At 51.7% G+C, this 22,392-nt stretch carries 22 protein-coding genes, 1 pseudogene and 1 riboswitch; of the genes and pseudogenes, 17 read left to right on the top strand and 6 right to left on the bottom strand.

The genetic code is table 11. The features are described from left to right. Positions 1-47: 47 nt before the first annotated feature. Positions 48-446 (top strand): YhcU family protein, encoded by a 399-nt coding sequence (locus NST29_RS14790; protein WP_033018695.1) that lies wholly within the window; start codon positions 48-50, stop codon positions 444-446. A 37-nt stretch (positions 447-483) separates the two neighbouring features. On the opposite strand, the gene NST29_RS14785 is transcribed toward NST29_RS14790, so the two are convergent. Together NST29_RS14785 and NST29_RS14780 are read right to left on the bottom strand one after the other, a co-directional pair. Then, the gene (locus NST29_RS14785) at positions 484-957 is read right to left on the bottom strand and encodes a thioredoxin family protein (RefSeq protein WP_033018694.1); all 474 of its coding nucleotides are present in this window, start codon (positions 955-957) and stop codon (positions 484-486) included. Then, a complete protein-coding gene (locus tag NST29_RS14780; protein ID WP_033018692.1) occupies positions 954-1,391 on the bottom strand; it encodes a disulfide oxidoreductase in 438 nt (145 codons plus the stop codon). Before NST29_RS14780 ends, NST29_RS14785 begins: the two co-directional genes overlap by 4 nt. A gap of 189 nt (positions 1,392-1,580) precedes the next feature. Here NST29_RS14780 and NST29_RS14775 point away from each other — a divergent pair, with 189 nt between their 5' ends. Then, positions 1,581-2,027: a CBS domain-containing protein gene (locus NST29_RS14775; protein WP_033018691.1), complete on the top strand. Its 447-nt coding sequence runs from the start codon at positions 1,581-1,583 to the stop codon at positions 2,025-2,027. A 112-nt stretch (positions 2,028-2,139) separates the two neighbouring features. Further along, positions 2,140-3,897 (top strand): phospho-sugar mutase, encoded by a 1,758-nt coding sequence (locus tag NST29_RS14770; RefSeq protein ID WP_033018689.1) that lies wholly within the window; start codon positions 2,140-2,142, stop codon positions 3,895-3,897. A 55-nt stretch (positions 3,898-3,952) separates the two neighbouring features. Here the strand turns inward: NST29_RS14770 and NST29_RS14765 are convergent, their stop codons facing one another. Further along, positions 3,953-4,210, bottom strand: coding sequence for a YhdB family protein (locus tag NST29_RS14765; RefSeq protein ID WP_033018687.1), 258 nt, complete (start codon positions 4,208-4,210; stop codon positions 3,953-3,955). 180 nt (positions 4,211-4,390) lie between these two features. Between NST29_RS14765 and NST29_RS14760 the strand changes: the two genes are divergently transcribed. After that, positions 4,391-4,639 (top strand): hypothetical protein, encoded by a 249-nt coding sequence (locus tag NST29_RS14760; protein ID WP_033018686.1) that lies wholly within the window; start codon positions 4,391-4,393, stop codon positions 4,637-4,639. Between the two features lie 30 nt (positions 4,640-4,669). Here the strand turns inward: NST29_RS14760 and NST29_RS14755 are convergent, their stop codons facing one another. Next, positions 4,670-5,275: a DedA family protein gene (locus NST29_RS14755; protein WP_033018768.1), complete on the bottom strand. Its 606-nt coding sequence runs from the start codon at positions 5,273-5,275 to the stop codon at positions 4,670-4,672. Positions 5,276-5,432: 157 nt separating this feature from the next. Between NST29_RS14755 and NST29_RS14750 the strand changes: the two genes are divergently transcribed. From NST29_RS14750 to NST29_RS14730, 5 genes are all read left to right on the top strand, one after another. Further along, on the top strand, positions 5,433-6,854 hold the full coding sequence (locus NST29_RS14750; protein ID WP_339232358.1) for a SpoVR family protein: 1,422 nt from the start codon (positions 5,433-5,435) through the stop codon (positions 6,852-6,854). Positions 6,855-7,137: 283 nt separating this feature from the next. After that, positions 7,138-8,484, top strand: coding sequence for a cytochrome ubiquinol oxidase subunit I (locus NST29_RS14745; RefSeq protein WP_339232356.1), 1,347 nt, complete (start codon positions 7,138-7,140; stop codon positions 8,482-8,484). Then, complete coding sequence (locus NST29_RS14740; RefSeq protein ID WP_033843198.1) at positions 8,481-9,509, top strand: cytochrome d ubiquinol oxidase subunit II; 1,029 nt, start codon at positions 8,481-8,483, stop codon at positions 9,507-9,509. Before NST29_RS14745 ends, NST29_RS14740 begins: the two co-directional genes overlap by 4 nt. A gap of 638 nt (positions 9,510-10,147) precedes the next feature. After that, positions 10,148-10,420: a DUF1232 domain-containing protein gene (locus NST29_RS14735; RefSeq protein ID WP_339232354.1), complete on the top strand. Its 273-nt coding sequence runs from the start codon at positions 10,148-10,150 to the stop codon at positions 10,418-10,420. A gap of 16 nt (positions 10,421-10,436) precedes the next feature. Next, complete coding sequence (locus NST29_RS14730) at positions 10,437-11,129, top strand: TerC family protein (protein WP_033018681.1); 693 nt, start codon at positions 10,437-10,439, stop codon at positions 11,127-11,129. Positions 11,130-11,153: 24 nt separating this feature from the next. Here NST29_RS14730 and NST29_RS14725 read toward each other — a convergent pair whose 3' ends face one another. Next, positions 11,154-11,618 carry a hypothetical protein gene (locus NST29_RS14725; RefSeq protein WP_061912282.1) on the bottom strand — a complete coding sequence of 155 codons (465 nt, stop codon included), beginning with the start codon at positions 11,616-11,618 and terminating at the stop codon, positions 11,154-11,156. A 288-nt stretch (positions 11,619-11,906) separates the two neighbouring features. On the opposite strand from NST29_RS14725, the gene NST29_RS14720 reads away from it, so the two are divergent. The 6 genes and pseudogenes from NST29_RS14720 to NST29_RS14695 all read left to right on the top strand — a co-directional run bounded on the left by NST29_RS14720 (position 11,907) and on the right by NST29_RS14695 (position 19,049). Continuing rightward, complete coding sequence (locus tag NST29_RS14720; protein ID WP_339232353.1) at positions 11,907-13,982, top strand: carbon starvation CstA family protein; 2,076 nt, start codon at positions 11,907-11,909, stop codon at positions 13,980-13,982. After that, positions 13,975-14,178 (top strand): YbdD/YjiX family protein, encoded by a 204-nt coding sequence (locus NST29_RS14715; protein WP_033018677.1) that lies wholly within the window; start codon positions 13,975-13,977, stop codon positions 14,176-14,178. The genes NST29_RS14720 and NST29_RS14715 overlap by 8 nt, the downstream gene beginning before the upstream one ends. A gap of 125 nt (positions 14,179-14,303) precedes the next feature. Further along, positions 14,304-14,681 (top strand): annotated as a pseudogene (locus NST29_RS14710) (2-dehydropantoate 2-reductase N-terminal domain-containing protein); the annotation flags it as partial. A gap of 164 nt (positions 14,682-14,845) precedes the next feature. Then, the gene (locus NST29_RS14705; RefSeq protein ID WP_339232352.1) at positions 14,846-16,513 is read left to right on the top strand and encodes an alpha-glucosidase; all 1,668 of its coding nucleotides are present in this window, start codon (positions 14,846-14,848) and stop codon (positions 16,511-16,513) included. A gap of 188 nt (positions 16,514-16,701) precedes the next feature. Next, entirely contained in the window at positions 16,702-17,238 is a 537-nt protein-coding gene (locus tag NST29_RS14700; RefSeq protein ID WP_339232349.1) for a YfiT family bacillithiol transferase, read from the top strand. 605 nt (positions 17,239-17,843) lie between these two features. Continuing rightward, positions 17,844-19,049 (top strand): MFS transporter, encoded by a 1,206-nt coding sequence (locus NST29_RS14695; RefSeq protein ID WP_339232346.1) that lies wholly within the window; start codon positions 17,844-17,846, stop codon positions 19,047-19,049. Between the two features lie 487 nt (positions 19,050-19,536). On the opposite strand, the gene NST29_RS14690 is transcribed toward NST29_RS14695, so the two are convergent. Beyond that, positions 19,537-20,721, bottom strand: a complete 1,185-nt coding sequence (locus tag NST29_RS14690; protein ID WP_339232345.1) for a class I SAM-dependent rRNA methyltransferase — start codon at positions 20,719-20,721, stop codon at positions 19,537-19,539. 142 nt (positions 20,722-20,863) lie between these two features. Next, positions 20,864-20,971, top strand: a riboswitch (TPP riboswitch). A gap of 112 nt (positions 20,972-21,083) precedes the next feature. On the opposite strand from NST29_RS14690, the gene tenA reads away from it, so the two are divergent. Further along, on the top strand, positions 21,084-21,767 hold the full coding sequence (gene tenA, locus NST29_RS14685; RefSeq protein ID WP_144972971.1) for a thiaminase II: 684 nt from the start codon (positions 21,084-21,086) through the stop codon (positions 21,765-21,767). Positions 21,768-21,800: 33 nt separating this feature from the next. Continuing rightward, positions 21,801-22,391, top strand: a complete 591-nt coding sequence (locus NST29_RS14680) for an ECF transporter S component (protein ID WP_339232344.1) — start codon at positions 21,801-21,803, stop codon at positions 22,389-22,391. Position 22,392 lies beyond the last annotated feature (1 nt).

The raw sequence follows: 22,392 nt of genomic DNA, 5'->3' as shown, positions 1-22,392 counted from the left end.
AACGATGGAAAACGCAAGCATGGCGGCGAGAAAAGGTGGGATGAACGTTGAAAATGATGTATGCGGTAACTCCAGAGCAAGAAAACTACATGCATTATTTGCTCAACTACTTTTACAGCGGGATTTTCCCTTATTACTTTGATGACGAACAAATCCGGCAATTCGAGGAATGGGGCATTCTTTCGCTGGACCACGAGCGTGTTACATACAACGGGACGATGAAGGAAGCGTTCCACATCATCTCGGCATTGCAGTCGCTCATTACGGTGATCGAGTGGATCGGGGAGCGAGGGAAATGCGAGCCGTATGAATGGTTGTTTGTCCGCAATCAAACCATTTTGGCCCGCTATGGCATCACGTTCCCTTTCCACGCGAACCAATTCGCCAAAAAGCGCGCGTTCCCGTGCAGCCAGTACGTTCCTGCGGCCAGCGAGTGGGTGATGTAAACGGACAAGGAGCTTAGCCGAAAGGCGCAGCTCCTCTTTATTTTGACCGGGAAATGGAGGAGAAAAACTCACGGAACGTTTGCTCATCATGGTACCCTTCGATTCGCTTCGTCTCTTTGCCGCCCTCGTAGTGGACGATCGTCGGGGTCGCTTCAATGCGGTAGTCGTCCCAACCTTCTTCGAATTCAAGCAAGTTGAACAGTTGCAAATCAATGCCGAGTTGTTTGGCCAACGGTACGACAATGGGAGTCGTCCGCTGGCAATGCGGACATAACGGGCTGTAAAAGTAGACGGTCAGCGACTTGCCCGCGGCCAACTCCCGTTTGAGCTCGGCGGGCAAAACGATGTTGCGGTAGTTTGGGTCATCAAGCTGATCGACGGTGGCCGGATGCAAACGGCTTTTATGGAATGGATTTCCTTCTGCTTCTTCTTTTTGCTCCAGCTTTGTCATCCAAGCAATAACAGCAAACAAAATAGCGATCAACCCACCCCAGATCACCAGTTTTTTCAAACGTTGTTCCTCCTTTTTTGCTGGCGCATCACGGCAACGCTTAGCAATGCGATGATCAAAAAAGCGGTAAGGGCCAGAAACGGGATGGTAATGAAACCTAGCCAGTTCATGTATTGCCCTGTGCACGGGATGCGGCCGCATTGGATGGCGTAATGCTGAAAAAAAGGTATTTTTTGTAAAGCGTAATGATAGAGCGAAATCAAGCCACCGATCACCGATAACGCCAAACTGTAACGGGCGGTGGAAAACTCCTTGCGGACGATGGCGATCCCTAAAATGATGACTTGCGGATACATGAATATGCGCTGAAACCAACATAAGTCGCACGGAATAAAGCCGAGCACTTCGGAAAAATACAAACTCCCTAGCGTGGCGACCAGCGCTGTCACCCAAGCGGCCAGCAGCAAGTTTTCCGCGCGTGTCTCCTTTTTCACTCCCGTTCACCTTCTTTCGTTCGCGCGCAAGAAATGCCGTTCACCTTTTCCTTTGCGATTGCGGCTCAGCTTCATTATAATCGACCGAAATCGACGCGTCCATCAACAAGAAAGGGTAGAACGGCATTATTTTCTACCTATATCGTTCGGCAAACGAGCCAAACTAATCGGTGAAAGGGGAGGATCACATTGACGAACAACAGCGGAACGAAAGTGCAAGACATTATGACGAAAAACGTCGCGACCATTTCGCCGAATCAAACGGTGCAAGAAGCAGCGCAAATTATGAGCCAAAAAAATATCGGCGCGCTTCCGGTTGTGGAAAACGGGCAAGTGAAAGGGATGATCACCGACCGCGACATTACGCTGCGCGTATCGTCCCAAGGGAAAAACCCGGCGACCGTCAAAGTCGCTGAGGTGATGACGAATCAAGTCGTCACCGGCACGCCGAACATGAGTGTTCAAGATGCCGCTAACGTCATGGCGCAGCATCAAGTTCGTCGCTTGCCGATCGTTGAAAACAACCAGCTTCAAGGCATCGTTGCTTTAGGGGACATCGCGACGAACAGCGCTTCAAATGAAGCGGCGGAACAAGCGTTGACCAACATTTCTGAGCCGTCGCAGCCACAAGGATAGCCGTAGAAAAAGGATGCCTTTATTGTCGAGGCATCCTTTTCCTTTTGGCAGGTATATTGTATGATGGGAACGAATACATAAACAGGAGAAAGAAAAACGGGAGGGAAAATGGATGGAATGGAGACAAAAATACGAACAGTGGCTCCGCGAACCGCAGTTGCATCCGGAATTGCGGCAACGCCTAGAGCAGCGTCGCGACGATGAACGGTGGCTTGAAGATTGCTTTTACAAAAATCTCGAGTTTGGCACCGGCGGCATGCGCGGGGAACTTGGCCCCGGAACGAATCGCATGAACATCTATACGGTCCGGAAAGCATCGGAAGGATTGGCCCGATACATACAATCGTTTGGCGATGAAGCGAAGCGGCGCGGTGTCGTGATCGCTTATGATTCGCGGCATCAATCGCCGGAATTCGCGATGGAGGCGGCGAAAACGTTGGCCACAAACGGCATTCAAGCGTATGTGTTTGACGAATTGCGCCCGACGCCGGAGCTGTCGTTTGCCGTTCGGCACTTGCGGGCGTTTGCCGGCATCGTCATCACCGCGAGTCATAATCCGCCGGAATACAACGGCTATAAAGTGTACGGCGAAGACGGCGGACAATTGCCGCCCGCTGTCGCCGATGAGGTCATCCGTTATGTCAATGAAGTCGAGAATGAGCTCGCTGTTTGTGTTGAGGATGAGGAAGTATTAAAGCAAAAAGGACTGATTCGGATTATCGGCAAAGAAATCGATGACGCGTACATTGACGCTGTCAAAACGATTTCGCTGCATCCGGAGCTGGCCAAAGAAACAAAGATGACGATCGTGTTTACGCCCCTTCACGGCACGGCAAACAAGCCGGTGCGTCGCGCGCTCGCCGAGCTCGGTTACCAAAACGTCTTTGTCGTCAAGGAGCAAGAACAGCCGGATCCGAACTTTTCAACCGTCGCTTCGCCCAATCCGGAAGAGCATGCAGCGTTTGCCATGGCGATCGAGCTTGGCGAACAAGTGAACGCCGATCTGCTCATCGCCACTGATCCGGACGCGGATCGGCTCGGTATTGCGGTAAAAAATGGGGAAGGGGAGTACATCGTCTTAACCGGCAACCAAACGGGTGCGCTGCTGCTTCATTATTTACTGTCGCAGCGCAAAGAAAAGGGGTTGCTTCCACCCAATGGGGTCGTCTTAAAGACGATTGTTACGTCCGAGTTTGGGCGGGCGATCGCCGCCTCGTTCGGTTTGGAGACGGTCGATACGCTGACCGGGTTCAAATTCATCGGGGAAAAAATCAAGGAATACGAACAGACGGGACAGTATGTGTTCCAGTTCGGGTATGAAGAAAGCTACGGGTATTTGATCGGCGACTTCGTTCGCGATAAAGATGCCGTGCAGGCGGCTGTTCTGGCGGCGGAAGTGTGCGCCTTTTACAAGCAGCAAGGGCTGTCGTTGTATGAAGGGCTTCTTCAATTGTTTGCCAAATACGGCTACTATCGTGAAGGGCAACAATCGCTCACGTTAAAGGGGAAAGAAGGAGCGGAGGCGATCGCCGCGATTTTGGCTTCGTTCCGGCAGCAGCCGCCGGTGGAGGTCGCGGAGAAAAAGGTGACGGTGATCGAGGATTACAAAACAAGGGAGCGGACAAACACAGTCACCGGAGAGAAAACGGCGCTCACCCTTCCGGCTTCGAACGTGTTGAAATACGTATTGGAGGATGGCTCGTGGTTTTGTTTGCGTCCGTCAGGGACGGAACCGAAAATGAAAGCGTACTTTGGTGTGAAAGGGACATCGCTCCAAGACAGCGAGGAGAAGTTGGCCGCGCTGACGGGTGCCGTCATGCGGCGAGTGCACGACGTCTTGCGCGCGGTGTCGCCTTCTTACGCTCCGTAACGGGCGGACAAACAGCGGCGGGGGAATTGGACGAAAAACCAATTCCCCGCTTGCTTTAGGAGTAAAAATGGGCGTACGCCTCCGTCCCCGTTTGTTGTTCGCTGACTTCAAGGGCATGATCGATGTAGCGCAACAGAGCGTGGAGCCGCTCTTGAATGATCGAGTAATCATGCTCGAAATTATAAGCGTGAAGGAACTTTTCGATTTTTTTGGATAGCATATCATCGGGCGTGCGCACCATTAAAATCAGCAAATTATCCCATTCCGAGCGATGTGTGTAATAGAGCGCCTTATCGTAGTCGACGGTGTTCAAGCGGCATGCCTCCTTTATCGGGAAGGAGTCATTGTTAGTGTATGACGCCCTCCGTTTTTGTTGCCCTGTAAATGTTGTGACAGAAGGTAAAATATAAATTATACCCGAAACGGAGGAGAAAAAAGAAAAGAAAATATTGCAATTTTGTGACAAGAATAGTATCCTCTAAGTAAGGGGATGATGAGAATGAATCAACGACATGAAGGACAACAAATGACCAACATGTGCAAATGGATGGCGTCCGTCGGCTTAACGGTCGGAACAGCGCTTTTTTTGCTCAGTTTTATCGCAAACGCTTACAACAAAGACTTTTTCCTTACCATTGTCAGCCTTGGAATTATCGGCGCTTCGATGGTGATGTTCGGGTTCGGCTTGTTCATCGGTCTGCTCATGGAGACGTATCGCCGTGATTCGACTAAACACGTATAGCAGGAGCCGAAAAACGAAAAACACCGGCGTTCAGTCCGGTGTTTTTCGTTTTTGTTGCGCCCACCACCAGAAGAGGACGAAGCTGAAAGCGATCACGAAGGCGAGAAGAAAAAACGGGCGATAGGCGTGGAGGTATTGTTTGACGGCCGTCCAGCGGCTTTCAAAATAAGCGCCGATCGTCAAAAACACCGCCACCCACACCATGGCTCCGCTGTAGGCAAATAGGGCAAACTTCCGCCATTGGTAGGCGTTCGTCCCGGCCCAAAAAGCGGCCAGATGCCGAACGCCGGGGATGAAATAGCAAATAAACAGGACAGTTGGACCGAGTTTCGCAAACAGCGCTTTCGTTTGCTCGAGCCGTTTTTCCGTCACATGGAGCTTAGGACCAAATCGGTGTAAAAACGGTAACCCAAGCGTAATCCCGAGCGTGTAGCTGAGCGAGATGCCTATAACGGCGCCAAGCCAGCAAAAAAGGAAAGTGAGCGGATAGGAAAACGAACCGGTCGATACGCGGTAGCCGGCATAAGTCAGCAGCAATTCATCAGGAATCGGCAGCCCAACGATGCCGAGCATGAGCGCGATCATAATGCCGATATAGCCGAAATGGTCGATGAGATGGTGCAAATAATGTTGCAAATAACCACCACGCTTTGCCGCAATTTCTTGTATATGACCATTATAAGCCAACGGTCCCCAAATGAAAATGGGGCGCTGCGCGTTCATGCCAAACGATCGAACGTATCAAACCGCCGTTTCCCTCATACATTGTGGTAAGAAGAAAAGGGGGGATTGGATGCGGCAGGACGAGCTGAAAGAGCTGGAGCGGGCGATTGCGGAGATTACGGAAATTGCCGAAGGATTTGGCCTTGATTTTTATCCAATGCGCTATGAAATTTGCCCGGCGGACATTATTTACACGTTTGGCGCCTACGGCATGCCAACGCGATTTTCCCATTGGAGCTTTGGCAAACAGTTTTACAAAATGAAACTTCATTACGACTTAGGGTTAAGCAAAATTTACGAACTCGTCATCAACTCGGACCCTTGCTACGCGTTTTTGCTTGATACGAATACGCTGATCCAAAACAAACTGATCGTCGCCCATGTGTTGGCGCATAGCGACTTTTTCAAAAACAACGTCCGCTTCAGCAACACAAAGCGCGATATGGTGGAAAGCATGGCGGCGACAGCAGAGCGAATCAAGCATTACGAACATCAATACGGAAAACTGGAAGTGGAGAAATTTTTAGACGCTGTCTTGGCGATTCAAGAGCATATCGATCCCTCGCTCTTGCGTCCGAAGCTGTCGTGGACGTGGGAAGATACGGAAGTGTATGAAGAAGAAGAGGAGGCGAAAACGCCAACGCCGTATGACGATCTCTGGTCGCTTGATGAGCGAAACAAGCCAAAAACGCCGCCGCGCAAAAAACGGCGCAAGTTTCCGCCGCAGCCGGAAAAAGATGTGCTGTTGTTCATTGAAGAATACAGCCGTGAGCTGGAGGACTGGCAGCGCGACATTTTGACGATGATGCGCGAAGAAATGTTGTATTTCTGGCCGCAGCTCGAGACGAAAATCATGAACGAAGGCTGGGCGACGTATTGGCATCAGCGCATTTTGCGCGAGATGGACTTGACGAGCGATGAGGCGATTGAATTTGCGAAACTGAACGCCAACGTCGTGCAGCCGTCGCGCACCGGCATTAACCCGTACTATTTAGGGTTGAAAATTTTCGAAGACATTGAAGAGCGTTGGAACAACCCGACCGAAGAGATGAAAAAATACGGCGTCAAGCCGGGGTCGGGGCGGGCGAAAATTTTTGAAGTGCGCGAACTGGAGTCGGACATTTCGTTTCTGCGCAACTATTTGACGAAAGAGCTCGTCATGCGCGAAGATATGTATTTGTTCCAGAAACAAGGAAAAGAATATAAAATCGTCGACAAAAACTGGGAGCCTATCCGCGATCAACTCGTCAGCATGCGAGTCAACGGCGGATTCCCGTATATCACGGTCAATGACGGCGATTATATGCGCAACGGCGAGTTGTATTTAAAACATTGGTATGAAGGGATCGAACTCGATCTGAAGTATTTGGAAAAGGTGCTCCCGTACCTTTATCAGTTGTGGGGCCGTCCAGTTCATATGGAGACGGTCGTCGAGGAAAAGTCGATGTTGTTTACGTATGACGGGAAGACGGTGCATCGAAAATATTTGTGACAAAGGCAGGGGCATCCTGCTTTTTTGTTTGTCACGATGAATATGTGAAAAACGACACAAATTATTCGAAATTAGTTCATACAGTGCCCATCATTTTATGAAATAATAAGCAGTAGATGATTTTGTGAAACTTATCACAAAGTCTTTATTCATTGATGGTTTGTCGGGAGGATGGATATGTGGAAGCGACACGAAAAAACGCTTGCGTTCGTTAGCTTTGCTGTTGCAGCTGTTGTCTTGCTTTCCTTGATTGGCCGTTTGTTTTCGTAAGGGGGGATAAATCGTGAACGGCTACGATCCGGTGCTGCTTAGCCGTATTTTGACGGAATTGACGCTGACGATTCATATCATTTATGCCACGATCGGTGTTGGAGTTCCGCTGATGATCGCGATTGCCCAATGGATTGGGATTCGCAAAAACGATATGCATTACATTTTGCTCGCTCGCCGCTGGACGCGCGGCTTTGTCATCACCGTAGCGGTCGGCGTGGTGACAGGAACCGCGATCGGTTTGCAGCTGTCGCTTTTATGGCCGAACTTTATGCAGCTGGCTGGCCAAGTGATCAGCTTGCCGCTGTTTATGGAGACGTTCGCCTTCTTTTTTGAAGCGATTTTCCTCGGTATTTATTTGTATACATGGGATCGGTTTGAAAATCAGAAAAAACATTTGCTTTTGCTTATCCCGGTGGCGATCGGCTCTTCGGCATCAGCGATGTTTATTACGATAGTGAATGCCTTTATGAATACGCCGCAAGGGTTTGAGGTGAAAAACGGCGAGCTTGTCAACATCGATCCGATCGCGGCGATGTTCAACCCAGCGATGCCGACGAAAGTCGCCCATGTGCTGGCGACGGCGTATATGACGTCAGCATTCGTGCTTGCTTCGCTCGCCGCTTGGCATTTATGGAAAGGCAATCGTCACATTTATCATCGCAAGGCGCTTCATTTAACGATGAAAACGGCGTTTATTTTTTCGGTAGCCAGTGCATTGGTTGGTGACTTATCGGGCAAATTTTTAGCCGAATACCAGCCGGAAAAGCTGGCGGCCGCCGAATGGCATTTTGAAACGGGCTCCCATGCACCGTTGATCCTGTTCGGTGCGCTTGGAGAAGACGGGAAGGTGAAATATGCCTTGGAAATTCCATACGCCCTTAGCATTTTGGCTCATAACCATCCCGCGGCGGTTGTGACTGGGTTGAATGATATTCCGGAAGATGAGCGTCCGCCGCTATCCATTCATTATTTATTCGATGTGATGGTCACGATCGGGGTGTTTTTAATGGTGGTCGCAGCCGCGTATTGGCTCGGATCGATGTTTCGCTGGAAATGGACAGTAAAAAAATGGTTTTTTGGACTGCTGGTGGCGGGAGGGCCGCTGGCGATGGTCGCGATTGAGGCGGGATGGTACTTAGCGGAAGTCGGGCGGCAGCCGTGGATGTTGCGCGGCTATATGAAAACGGCGGAAGGAGCGACATCGTCTGCGCATGTTGATACGATGCTTGTGTTGTTTTGCCTTTTGTATATGGTGTTAGTAATTGCAAGCGCAACAGTGCTCGTCCGTATGTTCCGCCGCAACCCGGTTGAACGGGAGCTGGCAGAGCGGGCCAATAACGGGGAGGTGGCGCCATGACGCTCGAAGTCATTGGCATCTCGGTGTTATGGCTGTTTTTGTTTGGGTACATTCTCGTTGCTTCGATTGATTTCGGGGCTGGGTTTTTTAGCGCCTATAGTCATTGGGCAAACAAACAGCATCTTTTGCACCGCATCATTCAGCGCTATCTTTCCCCTGTCTGGGAAGTGACGAACGTCTTTCTTGTCTTTTTCTTTGTCGGCATGGTCGGCTTTTTTCCGAAAACGGCGTATTATTACGGTTCTATTTTGCTTGTCCCGGCGAGCATCTCGATCATTTTGTTAGCTATTCGCGGCTCGTACTACGCGTTTCATACGTATGGGGGGACGGAACGGAACTGGTATTTAATCGCTTATGGATTGACAGGGCTGTTGATCCCGGCCTCGCTGTCTATCGTGTTGACGATTTCCGAAGGCGGGTTTGTAGAGGCAGGCGCCTCAGCTGTTGCGCTTGATTATGGGAAGCTGTTTGCAAGCCCGTTGTCATGGAGCATTGTGCTGTTAAGCGTGACGAGCGTTCTTTACATTTCTGCCGTTTTCTTAACGTATTATGCGGACGCGGCCAAGGATGAACGGGCGCGGGCGCTGTTGCGCCGCTACGCTCTTCTTTGGAGCGGGCCGACGATGTTGTCAGCGCTGCTCATTATTTATCAGCTCCGCTACCATAATCCCGAACATTACGCCAACCTATGGAACGTGGCGTGGATGCTGGTCATTTCCTTTTTGTTTTTTGTCATGACCGTTTGGCTGCTTTGGCGGCAACGGCGGTTCGGCTGGGCGTTTATTGCGTTGTTGTTTCAATACGCGTTCGCCTTTTACGCCTATGGCATTTCACATTATCCGTATTTGCTATACCCGTATTTGACCATTTATGACGGGTTTACGAATGAGACGATGGCTATGGCGTTGATCGTTGCGTTTCTTGCTGGTCTATTGTTGTTAATTCCGTCACTTTATTTGCTTATGCGTCTCTTTTTGTTTAACAAGGCATACGTGAAAGGAAAATGGGAAGGAGGGAAAGGATGATGGAAACATTTTTGCTCATGTATGCGCCGATGATCATCGTCGCTCTGTCGATCGTTGCTGCGTTTTGGGCTGGTTTGAAAGATGGGCACGTAAACGAGTAAATACCATTTTTTCGTTCATGCATAGTTTGCCGCCGATCGCCCACACTAGCGGATGAACCTGTCAACGCGCCGCGGATCCTCTTTTTATTATTGATTCTCATCGGGATGATAGGGCTGAAATTCACCGCTGGGCAGTAAGGCGACAAACGGGGGCGGCAAACGCACATCGCCATGTTGGCGCTTGATCGGTGCGGAAACATCGCCTTTTTGCGGGATGTTTCGGCACAAATGGATTGACAGGTCGTATCAATGTCGATTATGATAAAATTAGACAACGCGATATCGTTTTGTTAAAGGGGAGTAGCTTTAACAGCAAAGTCGTCAGTTCAGGGCGCGGTTCTCGCCCTCGGCTTTGTTGGCAACGGTGACGTTGTTAGCGAGACCTTTACCTGCGGCGGTAAAGGTCTGTTTTTGTTTAAGACCTTTACCAGCCATGGTAAAGGTCTTTTTTCATGGGCGGAAACGAAAGGGGGAAGATAATCGTAAACGAAAATGGACGGGGAGTGGCTCCGAAAAGAAAGAGATGGAGGGGATGGAATGCGCAACGTTTGGAAGCGGCTTCGCTTAGTGGTTCGAATCCGTCGGTTTCTTCCGTTTTTGGTGGAGTTTTTTACGTCGCGCGAAGTGCCGATACGAAAAAAAGTGTTTTCCATCGGCCTGCTGCTGTTGTATGTGGCGCTGCCGTTTGACCTCATTCCCGATTGGCTGGCAGTAGTGGGTTGGATCGATGATTTCGCTGTTTTGCTGTTCGTTTTGCAGCGCATCATCGCGATCGCTCCTGCTTCCTTAAGAGAAAAATATCAATTGTAGGGGAGGAAGGATACAGATGGAATGGGTTTCACCTGAGTTTTGGGCCGCGTTGCTGTCGATTATCATCATTGACCTTTTGCTGGCAGGAGATAATGCGATTGTCATCGGACTCGCGGCCCGCAATTTGCCGAAGCACCAACAGAAGAAGGCGGTGGTGTGGGGGACGGCCGGCGCCGTCGTCATTCGGGCGTTGGCGACGATGTTTGTCCTCTGGCTGTTGAAAATTCCGGGCCTTTTGCTAGTCGGTGGTGTGCTGCTTGTCTGGATCGCGTATAAGCTGCTGATCGAGGGAAAAAGCCACGACGATGTCGAAGCCGGGGGAAGTTTATGGGGGGCGATCCGCACGATCATTATCGCCGATGCGTTGATGGGGCTTGATAACGTGTTGGCGGTCGCCGGTGCCGCTCATGGAAGTTTTCTCCTTGTTGTCCTTGGGCTGCTCATTTCTGTTCCGATCATGGTGTGGGGCAGTACGCTCATTTTAAAATGGATTGAGCGCTTCCCGATCATCATTACGATCGGCGCTGGTGTCCTTGCTTGGACGGCGGCGAAAATGATCGTTGGCGAGCCGTTTTTGAAAGAGTACTTTGCCAACCCTGTGATCAAATACGGGTTTGAGTTGCTCGTCGTTGTCGCTGTCATTGCCTTTGGAACGTGGAAAAAACAAAAAACTGCCAAAGAACCGCAGCCCAAAGCCGCCAACGAATGATTGGCGGCTTTTCTGATGGAGCGATTATCGAGTAGACGGCCGCCACCATTTCAACAGAACGACTTGCAGCAATCGTCCAACGGCCCATCCAGGAATGACTGATAAAATGGGCAGCCAAATCGGCCCGAAAAAGATGCCCGCAACTTTGACATCGAACGAATACATTAAACCGACGGTCACAAAGTAAGCGGAGAAAACAAACGGCAAAAACGAATACGGTGTTTGGCCGCCGCCGGCATCCTTAAACGCGTCCCACATCGCAAAAAAGTACAAGCAAGGATAAAACATGAGCCAGCCGATGTCAACCATGGCCGCCGCTTCATTGGTGCGCCCTAAAAAGCTGAGCCGAATGGCTTCGTTAAACCGCGATTGCGTGTTAATGAGCAGCTCTAAAAAAATCATGGCGATTCCTTTGACATACTTTTTGTTTAACAGTTGCCCGAAACCGGGCAAGGCGATGCTCCATAACAATGCTTCGATGGCTTTCACTTTCTCGACCCTTTGCTAAAATAATGTTTTGTGACCGCTGCGTTGGTTGTTTCGCGATGAAGCAGAACAAGGAAGAGCGAGCGAAAGCAGAAGGATCAGTCCAGAGGCGCGCAATTACATTTTTCGCTTTCCTTTTCTATTTTATGCTTTTTTGCAATAGTGGAATGAAGATCCTTGCCTATTAGGCCAAATAGGTCATGTGTACGGGAAAAACTTCTTCCAATTTTTCAGAATAATGAATATAATGAGAATGGGGAGAATTTTAATTGCATCAAAGGGGGAAAACGTGTGAAGGGGCTGAAATCGATTTTGTTATGGGGCCTGACTTCGGTTCTAGGGGCCGTAGGGTTCGCCATTTTGGCTTTAAGCCGCGGCGAATCGGTCAACGCCATGTGGCTGATTGTCGCTGCCGTTTGTACGTATGCGGTCGCCTATCGCTTTTACAGCCGGTTTATCGCCCGCAACGTGTTTGGTCTCGATGATAGCCGGAAAACGCCGGCGGAAGTGTTCAATGACGGAAAAGACTATGTTCCGACCAACAAATGGGTGTTGTTCGGGCATCACTTCGCCGCCATCGCCGGCGCCGGGCCGCTTGTCGGGCCGATTTTGGCCGCGCAGATGGGGTATTTGCCGGGAACGCTTTGGATTGTCATTGGCGTCGTTCTTGGCGGAGCGGTGCAAGACTTTGTCATTTTGTTTGCTTCGATGCGCCGCAACGGGAAGTCGCTCGGCGAAATGATTAAGGAAGAAATGGGGCCGGTCACGGGGCTTATCGCTGCGTTTGGCATTTTGGGCATTATGATTATTTTATTGGCGGTGTTGGCGCTCGTGGTTGTGAAAGCGCTTGTCGGAAGCCCGTGGGGGATGTTTACGATCGCTGCGACGATTCCGATTGCGATTTTGATGGGCATTTACATGCGCTTCATCCGTCCGGGACGCGTCGCGGAGGCATCGCTTGGTGGATTTGTGCTGCTCATTGTATCGATTGTAGCGGGGCAATATGTCGCGGAGCATCCGACGCTTTCCGCCATGTTCACGTTAAAAGGGGAAACGATCGCCATCTTAATGATCATTTATGGCTTTGTTGCCTCGGCTTTGCCGGTGTGGCTCTTGTTGGCGCCGCGCGACTATTTGAGCACGTTTTTGAAAATTGGCACGATCATTGGTCTGGCGCTCGGCATTTTCGTTGTGATGCCGGATTTGCAAATGCCGGCAGTGACGAAATTTATCGATGGCACCGGACCGGTGTTTGCCGGCAATCTGTTCCCGTTCTTGTTCATTACGATCGCTTGCGGCGCGGTGTCTGGATTCCACGCGCTCGTGTCGTCCGGCACAACGCCGAAGATGATTGAGCGGGAAAGCCATGCGCGCCCGATCGGCTACGGCGCGATGCTGATGGAGTCGTTCGTGGCGGTGATGGCGATGGTGGCAGCTTGCGTCTTGACGCCGGGAGCCTATTTTGCCATCAACAGCCCGGCGGCTGTGATCGGAACCGATGTGGCGCAGGCGGCAAAAGTGGTATCGTCATGGGGATTCACCGTCACGCCGGATATGCTTGCGCAGCTGGCGAAAGACGTCGGCGAGCAAACGGTGTTGTCGCGCACGGGCGGGGCGCCGACGTTGGCGATCGGGATGGCGCACATTTTATCAAGCGTCATCGGCGGCAAGACGCTCATGGCGTTCTGGTACCACTTTGCGATTTTGTTCGAAGCGCTGTTCATCTTGACGACCATTGACGCTGGCACGCGCGTCGGCCGTTTCATGATCCAAGACATTATGGGGACGTTCTACAAACCGCTCGGCAAAACGGATTCGCTCGTCTCGAACTTGATCGCCACGACCCTTTGCGTACTGGCGTGGGGTTACTTCCTGTACCAAGGCGTCGTCGACCCACTCGGCGGCATCAACACGCTCTGGCCGCTGTTTGGCATCGCCAACCAAATGTTGGCCGGCATCGCTTTGCTGTTTGCTACGACGGTGCTGTTTAAAATGGGGAAAAAAGCGTATGTCTGGGTGACGCTCGTGCCGACGACGTGGCTGCTTGTCGTCACGCTGACGGCCGGGTATCAAAAACTGTTCCATGAAAATGTCAAAATTGGTTTCTTGTCGCATGCGAAACTGTTCCAAGACAGCTTGAGCCAAGGCAAAATGTTAGCGCCGGCAACGAATGAGGCGCAAATGCGGCAAATTATTATGAACGACTACATTGATGCGACATTGTGCGCGATTTTCATGCTCGTTGTCATTGCTATGCTGATTTCCGCGCTCAATATTTGGATCAAGGTGCTGCAAAACAAACACGTGCCGCTCAAAGAAGCGCCGTACGTGCCGCGCGACGGAGAGGGAGCGAAGCACTATGCCTAAATGGCTGAAAAACGTTTTGGCTTATCGCCGCCAGTTTCTAGATTTGCTTGTCGGCGTGCCAAGCTATGAAAAATATGTCGAACATATGAAAACCCATCATCCTGGCGAGCCGATCAAGTCGCGAAAAGAGTTTTTCTGCGAGGCGCAAGAGGCGCGCTACAATGCCAAAGGCGGCAAAGTGTCGCGCTGCTGCTAGCGGCCTCGAAGGAAGAAGAGGCACGTCCTCTTCTTCCTTTTTTCTTCTTGACAACGGTCATGGCGTTTCCATGGACGTGCGGCAGGCTACGAGATCGCTTGGGGAAGGAAGGAGTGAGGGATACGATGCGCGTTCTCGTTGTTGGAGCGGGGGCTGTCGGCGGCTATTTCGGCGGACGGCTGCTGGAAAAAGGGGTGGATGTTGCCTTTCTTGTTCGCGAGAGGAGAAAACGAGAGTTGGAAGAACGGGGGCTTGTCATCCGTAGCGTGCACGGTGACGCTGTGTTGAGACCCAAACTGATCGTTGCGGGGGAGGCCGATGGACCGTTTGACGTTGTCGTGTTTGCAAGCAAAGCCTATCATTTGACCGGCGCGATCGCTGATGCCAAACCGTATGTCGGAGAGGCGACGATGGTGTTGCCGCTCCTAAATGGCATCGCTCATATGGAGTCGTTATGGGCGGTCTTCGGGCGTGAGAACGTCCTTGGCGGGCTTTGCTTTATGAGGAACGTTTGGCTGCTCGGCGATGAAATGGGAAAACGTCGTCCGCTTGGCGGGAGTCGGTCTGCTCTCGCCAAGCGGCTGTTTTTTTGGAAAAGAGAGTTGTGCACGGCGGAGATGTGTTGTACAGTTAATAGTGAAAACGTGTGCACAAAGGAGGAGCAGCCTTGAAGAAAACGTGGTGGAAAGAGGGCGTCGCCTATCAAATTTATCCGCGCAGTTTTATGGATTCCAACGGCGACGGCATTGGCGATCTTCGCGGCATCATTGAGAAGCTCGATTATCTTGTCGAGCTTGGGGTCGACATTATTTGGATTTGCCCGATTTACCGCTCGCCGAATGCCGATAATGGATATGATATTAGCGATTATCAAGCGATTATGGATGAATTCGGAACGATGGCCGACTTTGATGAGCTGCTCGCCGAAGCCCATCGGCGCGGGTTGAAAATCATTTTGGATTTGGTCATCAACCATACGAGCGATGAGCACCCGTGGTTCATCGAATCGCGCTCATCGCGGAACAGCCCGAAGCGCGATTGGTATATTTGGCGCGACGGCAAAGACGGGCGCGAGCCGAACAATTGGGAGAGCATCTTCGGCGGCTCGGCATGGCAATACGATGAACAAACGGGACAGTATTATTTGCACATTTTCGATGTCAAGCAGCCGGATTTGAATTGGGAAAACGATGAGGTGCGTCGGGCGCTGTATGACATGGTCAATTGGTGGTTGGAGAAAGGGATCGATGGTTTCCGCGTCGATGCCATTTCCCATATTAAGAAAAAACCAGGGCTTCCCGATTTGCCGAATCCGAAAGGGCTGAAATACGTGCCGTCGTTTGCCGGCCATATGAATCAGCCGGGGATTATGGACTATTTGCGAGAGCTCAAGGAGCAAACGTTTGCACATTATGATGTAATGACCGTTGGGGAAGCGAACGGCGTGACGGTTGAGGAAGCCGAACAATGGGTCGGAGAAGAGCATGGTGTGTTCAATATGATTTTTCAGTTTGAACATTTAGGGTTATGGCAACGCCAAGCTGATGGATCGATCGATGTTCGGCGGTTGAAGCGAACATTGACGAAGTGGCAAAAAGGGCTGGAAAACCGGGGCTGGAATGCGCTCTTTTTGGAAAATCACGATGTGCCCCGCTCCGTGTCGACATGGGGGAATGACCGCGAGTATTGGGCGGAAAGCGCGAAGGCGCTCGGCGCGCTGTACTTTTTCATGCAAGGAACGCCGTTCATTTATCAAGGCCAAGAAATTGGCATGACCAATGTTCAGTTTCCTCATATTCACGATTATCGCGATGTCGCGATTTTGCGGATGTATGAACAGGAGCGGGCCAAGGGGCGCGCTCATGACGAGATCATGCGCACGATTTGGAAAACAGGTCGCGACAATTCACGCACACCGATGCAATGGTCTGCCGAGCCGAACGCTGGATTCACCACGGGCACCCCGTGGATTCAGGTGAACGATAATTATCGGACGATCAATGTCGAAGCCGAACGGCGCGATCCCCATTCGGTCTGGTCGTTTTACCGGCGAATGATCGAGCTTCGTAAACAACATGAACTGCTTGTTTACGGAACGTATGATTTGCTGCTGGAACATCACCGTTCGATTTATGCATATACAAGGACGCTTGGCAGCGAGCGAGCGCTTGTCATTGTCAACTTGTCGGAGCGGCCGGCTCTGTATCGTTATGACCCGATTCGCCTCCAATCGGACCATTTGGCGCTGAGCAATTATCCGGTTCGGCCGCATAAAAACGCCACTCGTTTTATGATGAAGCCGTATGAAGCGCGGGTTTATCTCTGGAAAGAATGAGAAGGAATTGGTTCGGTCGGCGTCGAATGGATGTCTATAAGGCTGGTGAAAAACGGTTGTTTCTCTTGAACATGGGGGAGCGTGTGAAAGGCGATCCGGATGCGACAGGGCTTTTCTGTTTGAGAAACGAGGCTGGTAAGCGGCCTGTTTCCTTAAATCACCGGCATCATAGAAAGGAGAGGAGAAAGATGACGACCATCGACCCGATCCGTTATCCTATCGGAACGTTTCAACCGCCGGCGGCATTTTGCGGCCAAGAGGTAGAAGAGTGGATCAAAGCGATCCGTGAACACCCCGGTGCTTTGCGGGAGGCGGTGAGCGGATTGAATGAAGAGCAGTTGAACACTCCCTACCGCGACGGCGGGTGGACGATCGCCCAAGTCGTTCACCATTTGGCCGACGCGAGCATGAACGCGTTTTTGCGCACGAAATGGGGGCTGACGGAGGAACACCCGCTGGTAAAACCATTTGCCGAAAGCGAATGGGCTAAAACGGCGGAGGCGCGCTCGCTGGCTATCGAACCTTCGCTCGTATTGCTTGACGGGCTTCACGCTCGGTGGGCAGCGCTGCTGGAAGCGATGACCGAAGCCGATTTTCACCGCACCATTCGGCCGGAAGGAGCGGCGAAGGAGATGCCGCTTTACGTATTGACGGCGTTGTATGCATGGCATGGGAAGCATCATACGGCGCAAATTTTGGCGTTGCGCCAACGGAAAGGATGGTAAAACGCCGCTGCGGTCGAAGGAACGGAGGCCTCATTTTGGTTCGTTGGATTCAAAGCGTTGTGAGGCGTTTGCGGCCGGCACCTGCAATGGCAAGCAAGGAAACGTAATGGGTTCGGATCAACGGTTTAGCCGTTGTTTAGGATCTGTTTTTACGCACCTTTCGTCCTAGGATGGAGCGGCCTTTATCCGTTTAGCCGTTGTTTAGGATCTGTTTTTCCGCAGATCCTTTTTGTTTTTTTCGGGGAAAGGGGATGTCAAGGAATGGGGCGCTTAGCAATATCGTTTCGCCAACTGAAAAGTTTGGTCACATCGGTTCATCTTTTCCTATGTTCCTCATTGGTCAAGCAAGGGAGCTTTTCTCCGCCCTTTTAGAAGGCTGTGATCACCGAGCGCATACACGTTCCCTGCATCGTTTTTCAAAGCGGAAACCCCTTATGGCATCGGCTTCATTTTTCACACGCTTCCCGATGGCGATCAGGGGAAGCGCGGTTTTTCTCCGCCTTTTTCGAAAACAGAAAGGAATCAATCATTTCGCTTACACAAACGCATCCAGTATGTTATACTGACAAATATTGAGGGATACGAAAGATAGGAAGGGGAGAGATATGGGTGCGCAACAACAACCGGTGGTGACGGAGCAGAAAGAGAAAATTTGGACGCGCAATTTCCTGTTCATTTGCCTCGCCAACTTTTTTGTTTTCCTCGGATTTCAAATGACGCTGCCGACCATCCCGCTTTTTGTCGAGCATTTAGGTGGCAATGATCAGCTCATTGGCCTCGTTGTTGGGATTTTTACTTTTTCGGCGCTCGTCGTTCGGCCTTTCGCTGGCCATGCGCTGGAGACGAAAGGACGGCGGTTTGTGTTTTTGCTCGGATTGCTCATTTTTGTCATTTCTGTCGGATCCTACAGTCTGATCTCGAGCATTTTCTTTCTCTTTTTCATGCGGGTGATCCAAGGAATTGGCTGGGGGTTTTCGACAACGGCATCCGGCACGGTAGCGACCGATATCATTCCGGCGAGCCGCCGCGGGGAAGGGATGGGGTATTACGGGCTGTCGGGAAATATCGCCCTCGCCTTTGGCCCGTCGCTTGGACTTGCGTTGGCGGCCTCTATTCCGTTCAACCGCTTATTTCTGATTTGTGCGGCGCTTGGTGTGGCTTCTTTGGCCTTTGCCGCGGCGATTACATATAAAAAAGCGGAGGCCAAGCATGGCCAAAAGGAAAGCAAATGGGATCTTTACGAAAAGACGGCTTTGATTCCATCCGTGCTGCTTTTCTTTTTAACGGTGACCTTTGGCGGCATCGCTTCCTTTTTGCCTTTGTATACGGCGCAAAAAAACATCGGCGGCTTGCAGCTATATTTTTTGCTTTACGCGCTCGCTTTAATGGTAACGCGGACGTTCGCCGGTCAGTGGTATGACCGGAAAGGGCATCGGGCTGTCTTTCTCCCCGGTACCGGGCTCATTTTGTTGGCGATGCTGTTGCTCGCTTGGCTGCCGGGGGAATGGGCGTTATTGGCTGCGGCGGTGCTGTACGGCTTTGGGTTTGGCATGGTGCAGCCGGGGCTGCAGGCGTGGTCGGTGGAGCGGGCGCCTGTTCATCGGAAAGGGATGGCGAACGCGACGTTTTTCTCGTTTTTTGATTTAGGAGTTGGCATTGGGGCGATGGTGTTCGGCCAGATCAGCCATTGGTTTGGTTATCCGGCCATTTACTTATCAGCGGCTTGTTCCGTGCTCGTTTCGATGTTCGTTTATTTGGTTGTGCTGCGCAAAGAGCAGCCGTTTCCGCCGCGCCAAGGAAACAAGGCGTAGGGAAGGGGCGCCGAGGGGAGCAACGGTTTCTAGGAGGCTGGTGAAAAACGGTTGTTTCTCTTGAGCATGAAAGGCGCTCCTGATGCGACTAGGCTGATCCATCTGAGAAACGGGTTTGATCAGCGGCTTGCCCCCTTAAATCACCAGCCTTCTCGAAGGCCGGTGAAAAATCGCTGTCACACACGAATCGGCGGCATTTTCATTCAGAAAAGAAACTTGATTTTGCAAGGCTTCTCTAATTGAGAAACGGATGGAATCAGTAGTATTTTGCACTAAATCACCAGCCTTCTAGGTGCTGCCTCGTTTCCCCCCAACCCCTGTGCTCAGTCTGTGAGCTGGGCTATGAGGAGGAAGCTCGTTTCGGAGAAGGCTATTGTTCGTAATAAAGAAATTCCGCTCTCCATGTCCCGTCTTGATCACCTGACAAGCAGGCACGGTGACAAGAAGAGCGAACAATGCTGCGGAAAATAAAATGACACTGATATCGTTATCGCCGGGAGCGGACTTCGTAAATAGCGAATTTTAAATAATCTCCTTCTTCAGCGGCGAGCAGTTTTGGATGATCGTAGCCGGCGCCGCCCCAATACACTTGGCGGAGCACTTTTTTGGCGTCAAACGCCGCAGCGGCGATCATCTCTTGAAACAGGTGCGGGCGGACGTGGTATGAGCAGCTCGAAGTGACAAAAAAGCCGCCGTCTTTGACGAGTTTGAGCCCGTTTAAATTAATATCCTTATAGCCGCGCAGCGCCTTTGGAACGGCATAGGCCGATTTGGCGAACGCGGGCGGGTCGATGATGACGACATCCCACTGTCGGCCGGCGCGCACGGATTCGCGCAAATAGTCGAAGGCGTTGGCGACGACAAAGTCGATGTTTGTAAAGCCGTTTAAGGCCGCATTGCGTTTCGCCGTCTCGATAGCGTGTTCGGAAATATCGACAGCGGTGGCATGTTTCGCGCCGTACAGGCAGGCGTTCAACATGAACGACCCGGTATGGGTGAAGCAATCGAGCACAGTCGTTTCCGGACCGATCAGCGGGCGGAGCGCGGCGCGGTTTTGCCGCTGATCGAAGAAAAAGCCGGTTTTTTGGCCGTTTTCAATATCGACGATGTATTGAACGCCGTTTTCTTCGATCACGACCTCGGTTTCCGCTTGTTGATACCAAAAGCCTTTTTCTTGTTTGAGCCCTTCAAGCTCGCGAACGGACACATCGTTGCGCAAATAGACGGCTTTGGGGGAAAACACTTCCAGCAAGCCGCGTAAAATCCAGTCTTTGCGCCGCTCCATTCCAAGCGTCAATATTTGCACGACAAGGATTTCTTCGTATTTGTCGACGATCAGCCCCGGCAGAAAATCGGCTTCGCCGTAGATGGCGCGGCAGGAGCGAACGCCGGGGATCATCCGCTCACGATACGCCCACGCTTGGCGAATGCGCTCGACAAAAAAGCGCTCATCCAATTCGTCATCGGGGTTTTGCGTCAGCACACGGACGATGATTTGCGAGGCGGGGTTGATGTACCCTTTCGCCAGCCAATAGCCTTGGTGGTTATAAACGTCAACGAAGTCGCCCGGCGTGATGTCGCCTTCGATGCGGTCGACTTCGCTTTGGAAAATCCATGGATGGCCTTGTTCAAGCCGTTTTTTTCGCTGCCGTTTCAAAATGACGTTTGCCACTCTGTTCACTCCTATCCGGTAGTCAATCGTTGCGCTTTTATCATAGCGAATGGCGGTGGCCGACGCAACGTTGGCCGGAAAAAACGGTTGACAACGGGAACGGCCGTGATATGATAAATGTAAACAAGGAAATAGCATCATTGCGATCCACTAGGGGGGCCTTTAGAAAGGCTGAGATCAAAGTGTACCTTTGAGACCCTTAGCACCTGATCTGGGTAATGCCAGCGTAGGGAAGTGGAGGAGCTGCACGAAGGCGGGCTATGTCCTTTTTGCCTAGCCAAACGGTGAGCCCACGCCGCTTTCTTTACGCCGATCCGTAAAGGAAGCGGCGTTTTTATTTCGATGAAAAAGGGGGAGAAACCATGTCTTTTGCCAAGCGAGTGCGCGCAGCGGCCGACCCGATCTGGCAGGCGAGCTTTCGCCATCCGTTCGTTCAGGAGCTCGGCCAAGGAACGCTTGAGCGTGAAAAATTCCGTTATTATGTGATGCAAGATGCGTATTACTTGCGCCATTTTGCCCGTGTGCAGGCGCTCGGAGCCGCCAAGGCGCCGGATCTGGCCGCGACCGCCCGGCTCGCCCATCACGCGCAGAGCACCTGCGAGGCGGAGTTGTCGCTGCATGAAACGTTCGCTGAGCTGCTTAACATTACGGAAGCGGAGCGGGCAGCATTCGTTCCCGCGCCGACGGCGTACGCGTATACTTCGCATATGTACCGGGCGGCGTACGAAGGGCACTTAGGCGATGTCATCGCCGCCATTTTGCCTTGCTATTGGCTGTACTATGAAATCGGTGAACGCTTAAAAACGTGCCAGCCGAACGATCCGATTTACGAAAAATGGATTGGCACATACAGTTCCGACTGGTTCCGTTCGCTTGTCGAAGAACAGATCGCGCGCTTGGATGCCATCGCTGAGGCGGTCACCGAGGAGGAGCGCTCCCGGATGGAGCAGCATTTCTTAATCAGCAGCGAATATGAGTATGAATTTTGGGACATGGCGTACCGGCTCGAACGCTGGCCGTCTGCGCGGCTGGCGGCAAGCCGTTGACGTGGGCAAAACGAACAAAGGAGGGACATTGAGATGGAACGGAAGGCAAAAGGGTTGAAGCTGGCCGACATTTTAACAACGATTGTGATTGCGATTGTGTTCGGGGTGATTTACAAAGTATGGGGGCCGCTGTACGATATGGTGAAAGTGTTTGGCTTCCATGCCGATCAATTGATGTATGGGATGTGGTTTATCGCCTCATCGCTCGCCTATTTGCTCATCCGCAAGCCCGGGGTGGCGCTGCTTGCCGAAACGGCGGCTTCGTCCGGCGAGCTGATCATGGGGTCGCAATGGGGGCTTGAAGTGCTCATTTATGGATTTGTTCAAGGGTTGTTTGCCGAGCTTGTGTTTGCGGCGTTCCGCTATCGGCGGTTTGACGTGTTCGTCGTCTCGCTAAGCGCGGTCGGCGCGACGGTCGGTTCGCTCATCATGGACTTTTACAAAGGCTACATTGACGCGCTCGCCCCATGGAACATGGCGCTCTTTTTGCTGGCGCGCTTTATCGGTGCCATCGTGATTGCCGGCGCGTTCGCTGTCTCGTTGGCCAAGGCGCTTGAGAAAACCGGGGTCACGCAAATGTGGCGGCCGGCTTCCCAAGACGACTATGACGCATTGAATCGATAAG

Origin of the sequence: Geobacillus sp. FSL W8-0026, from assembly GCF_037966255.1 — a bacterium.
Lineage (GTDB): Bacteria > Bacillota > Bacilli > Bacillales > Anoxybacillaceae > Geobacillus > Geobacillus icigianus.
This window is presented reverse-complemented; position numbering and strand designations above follow the sequence as displayed.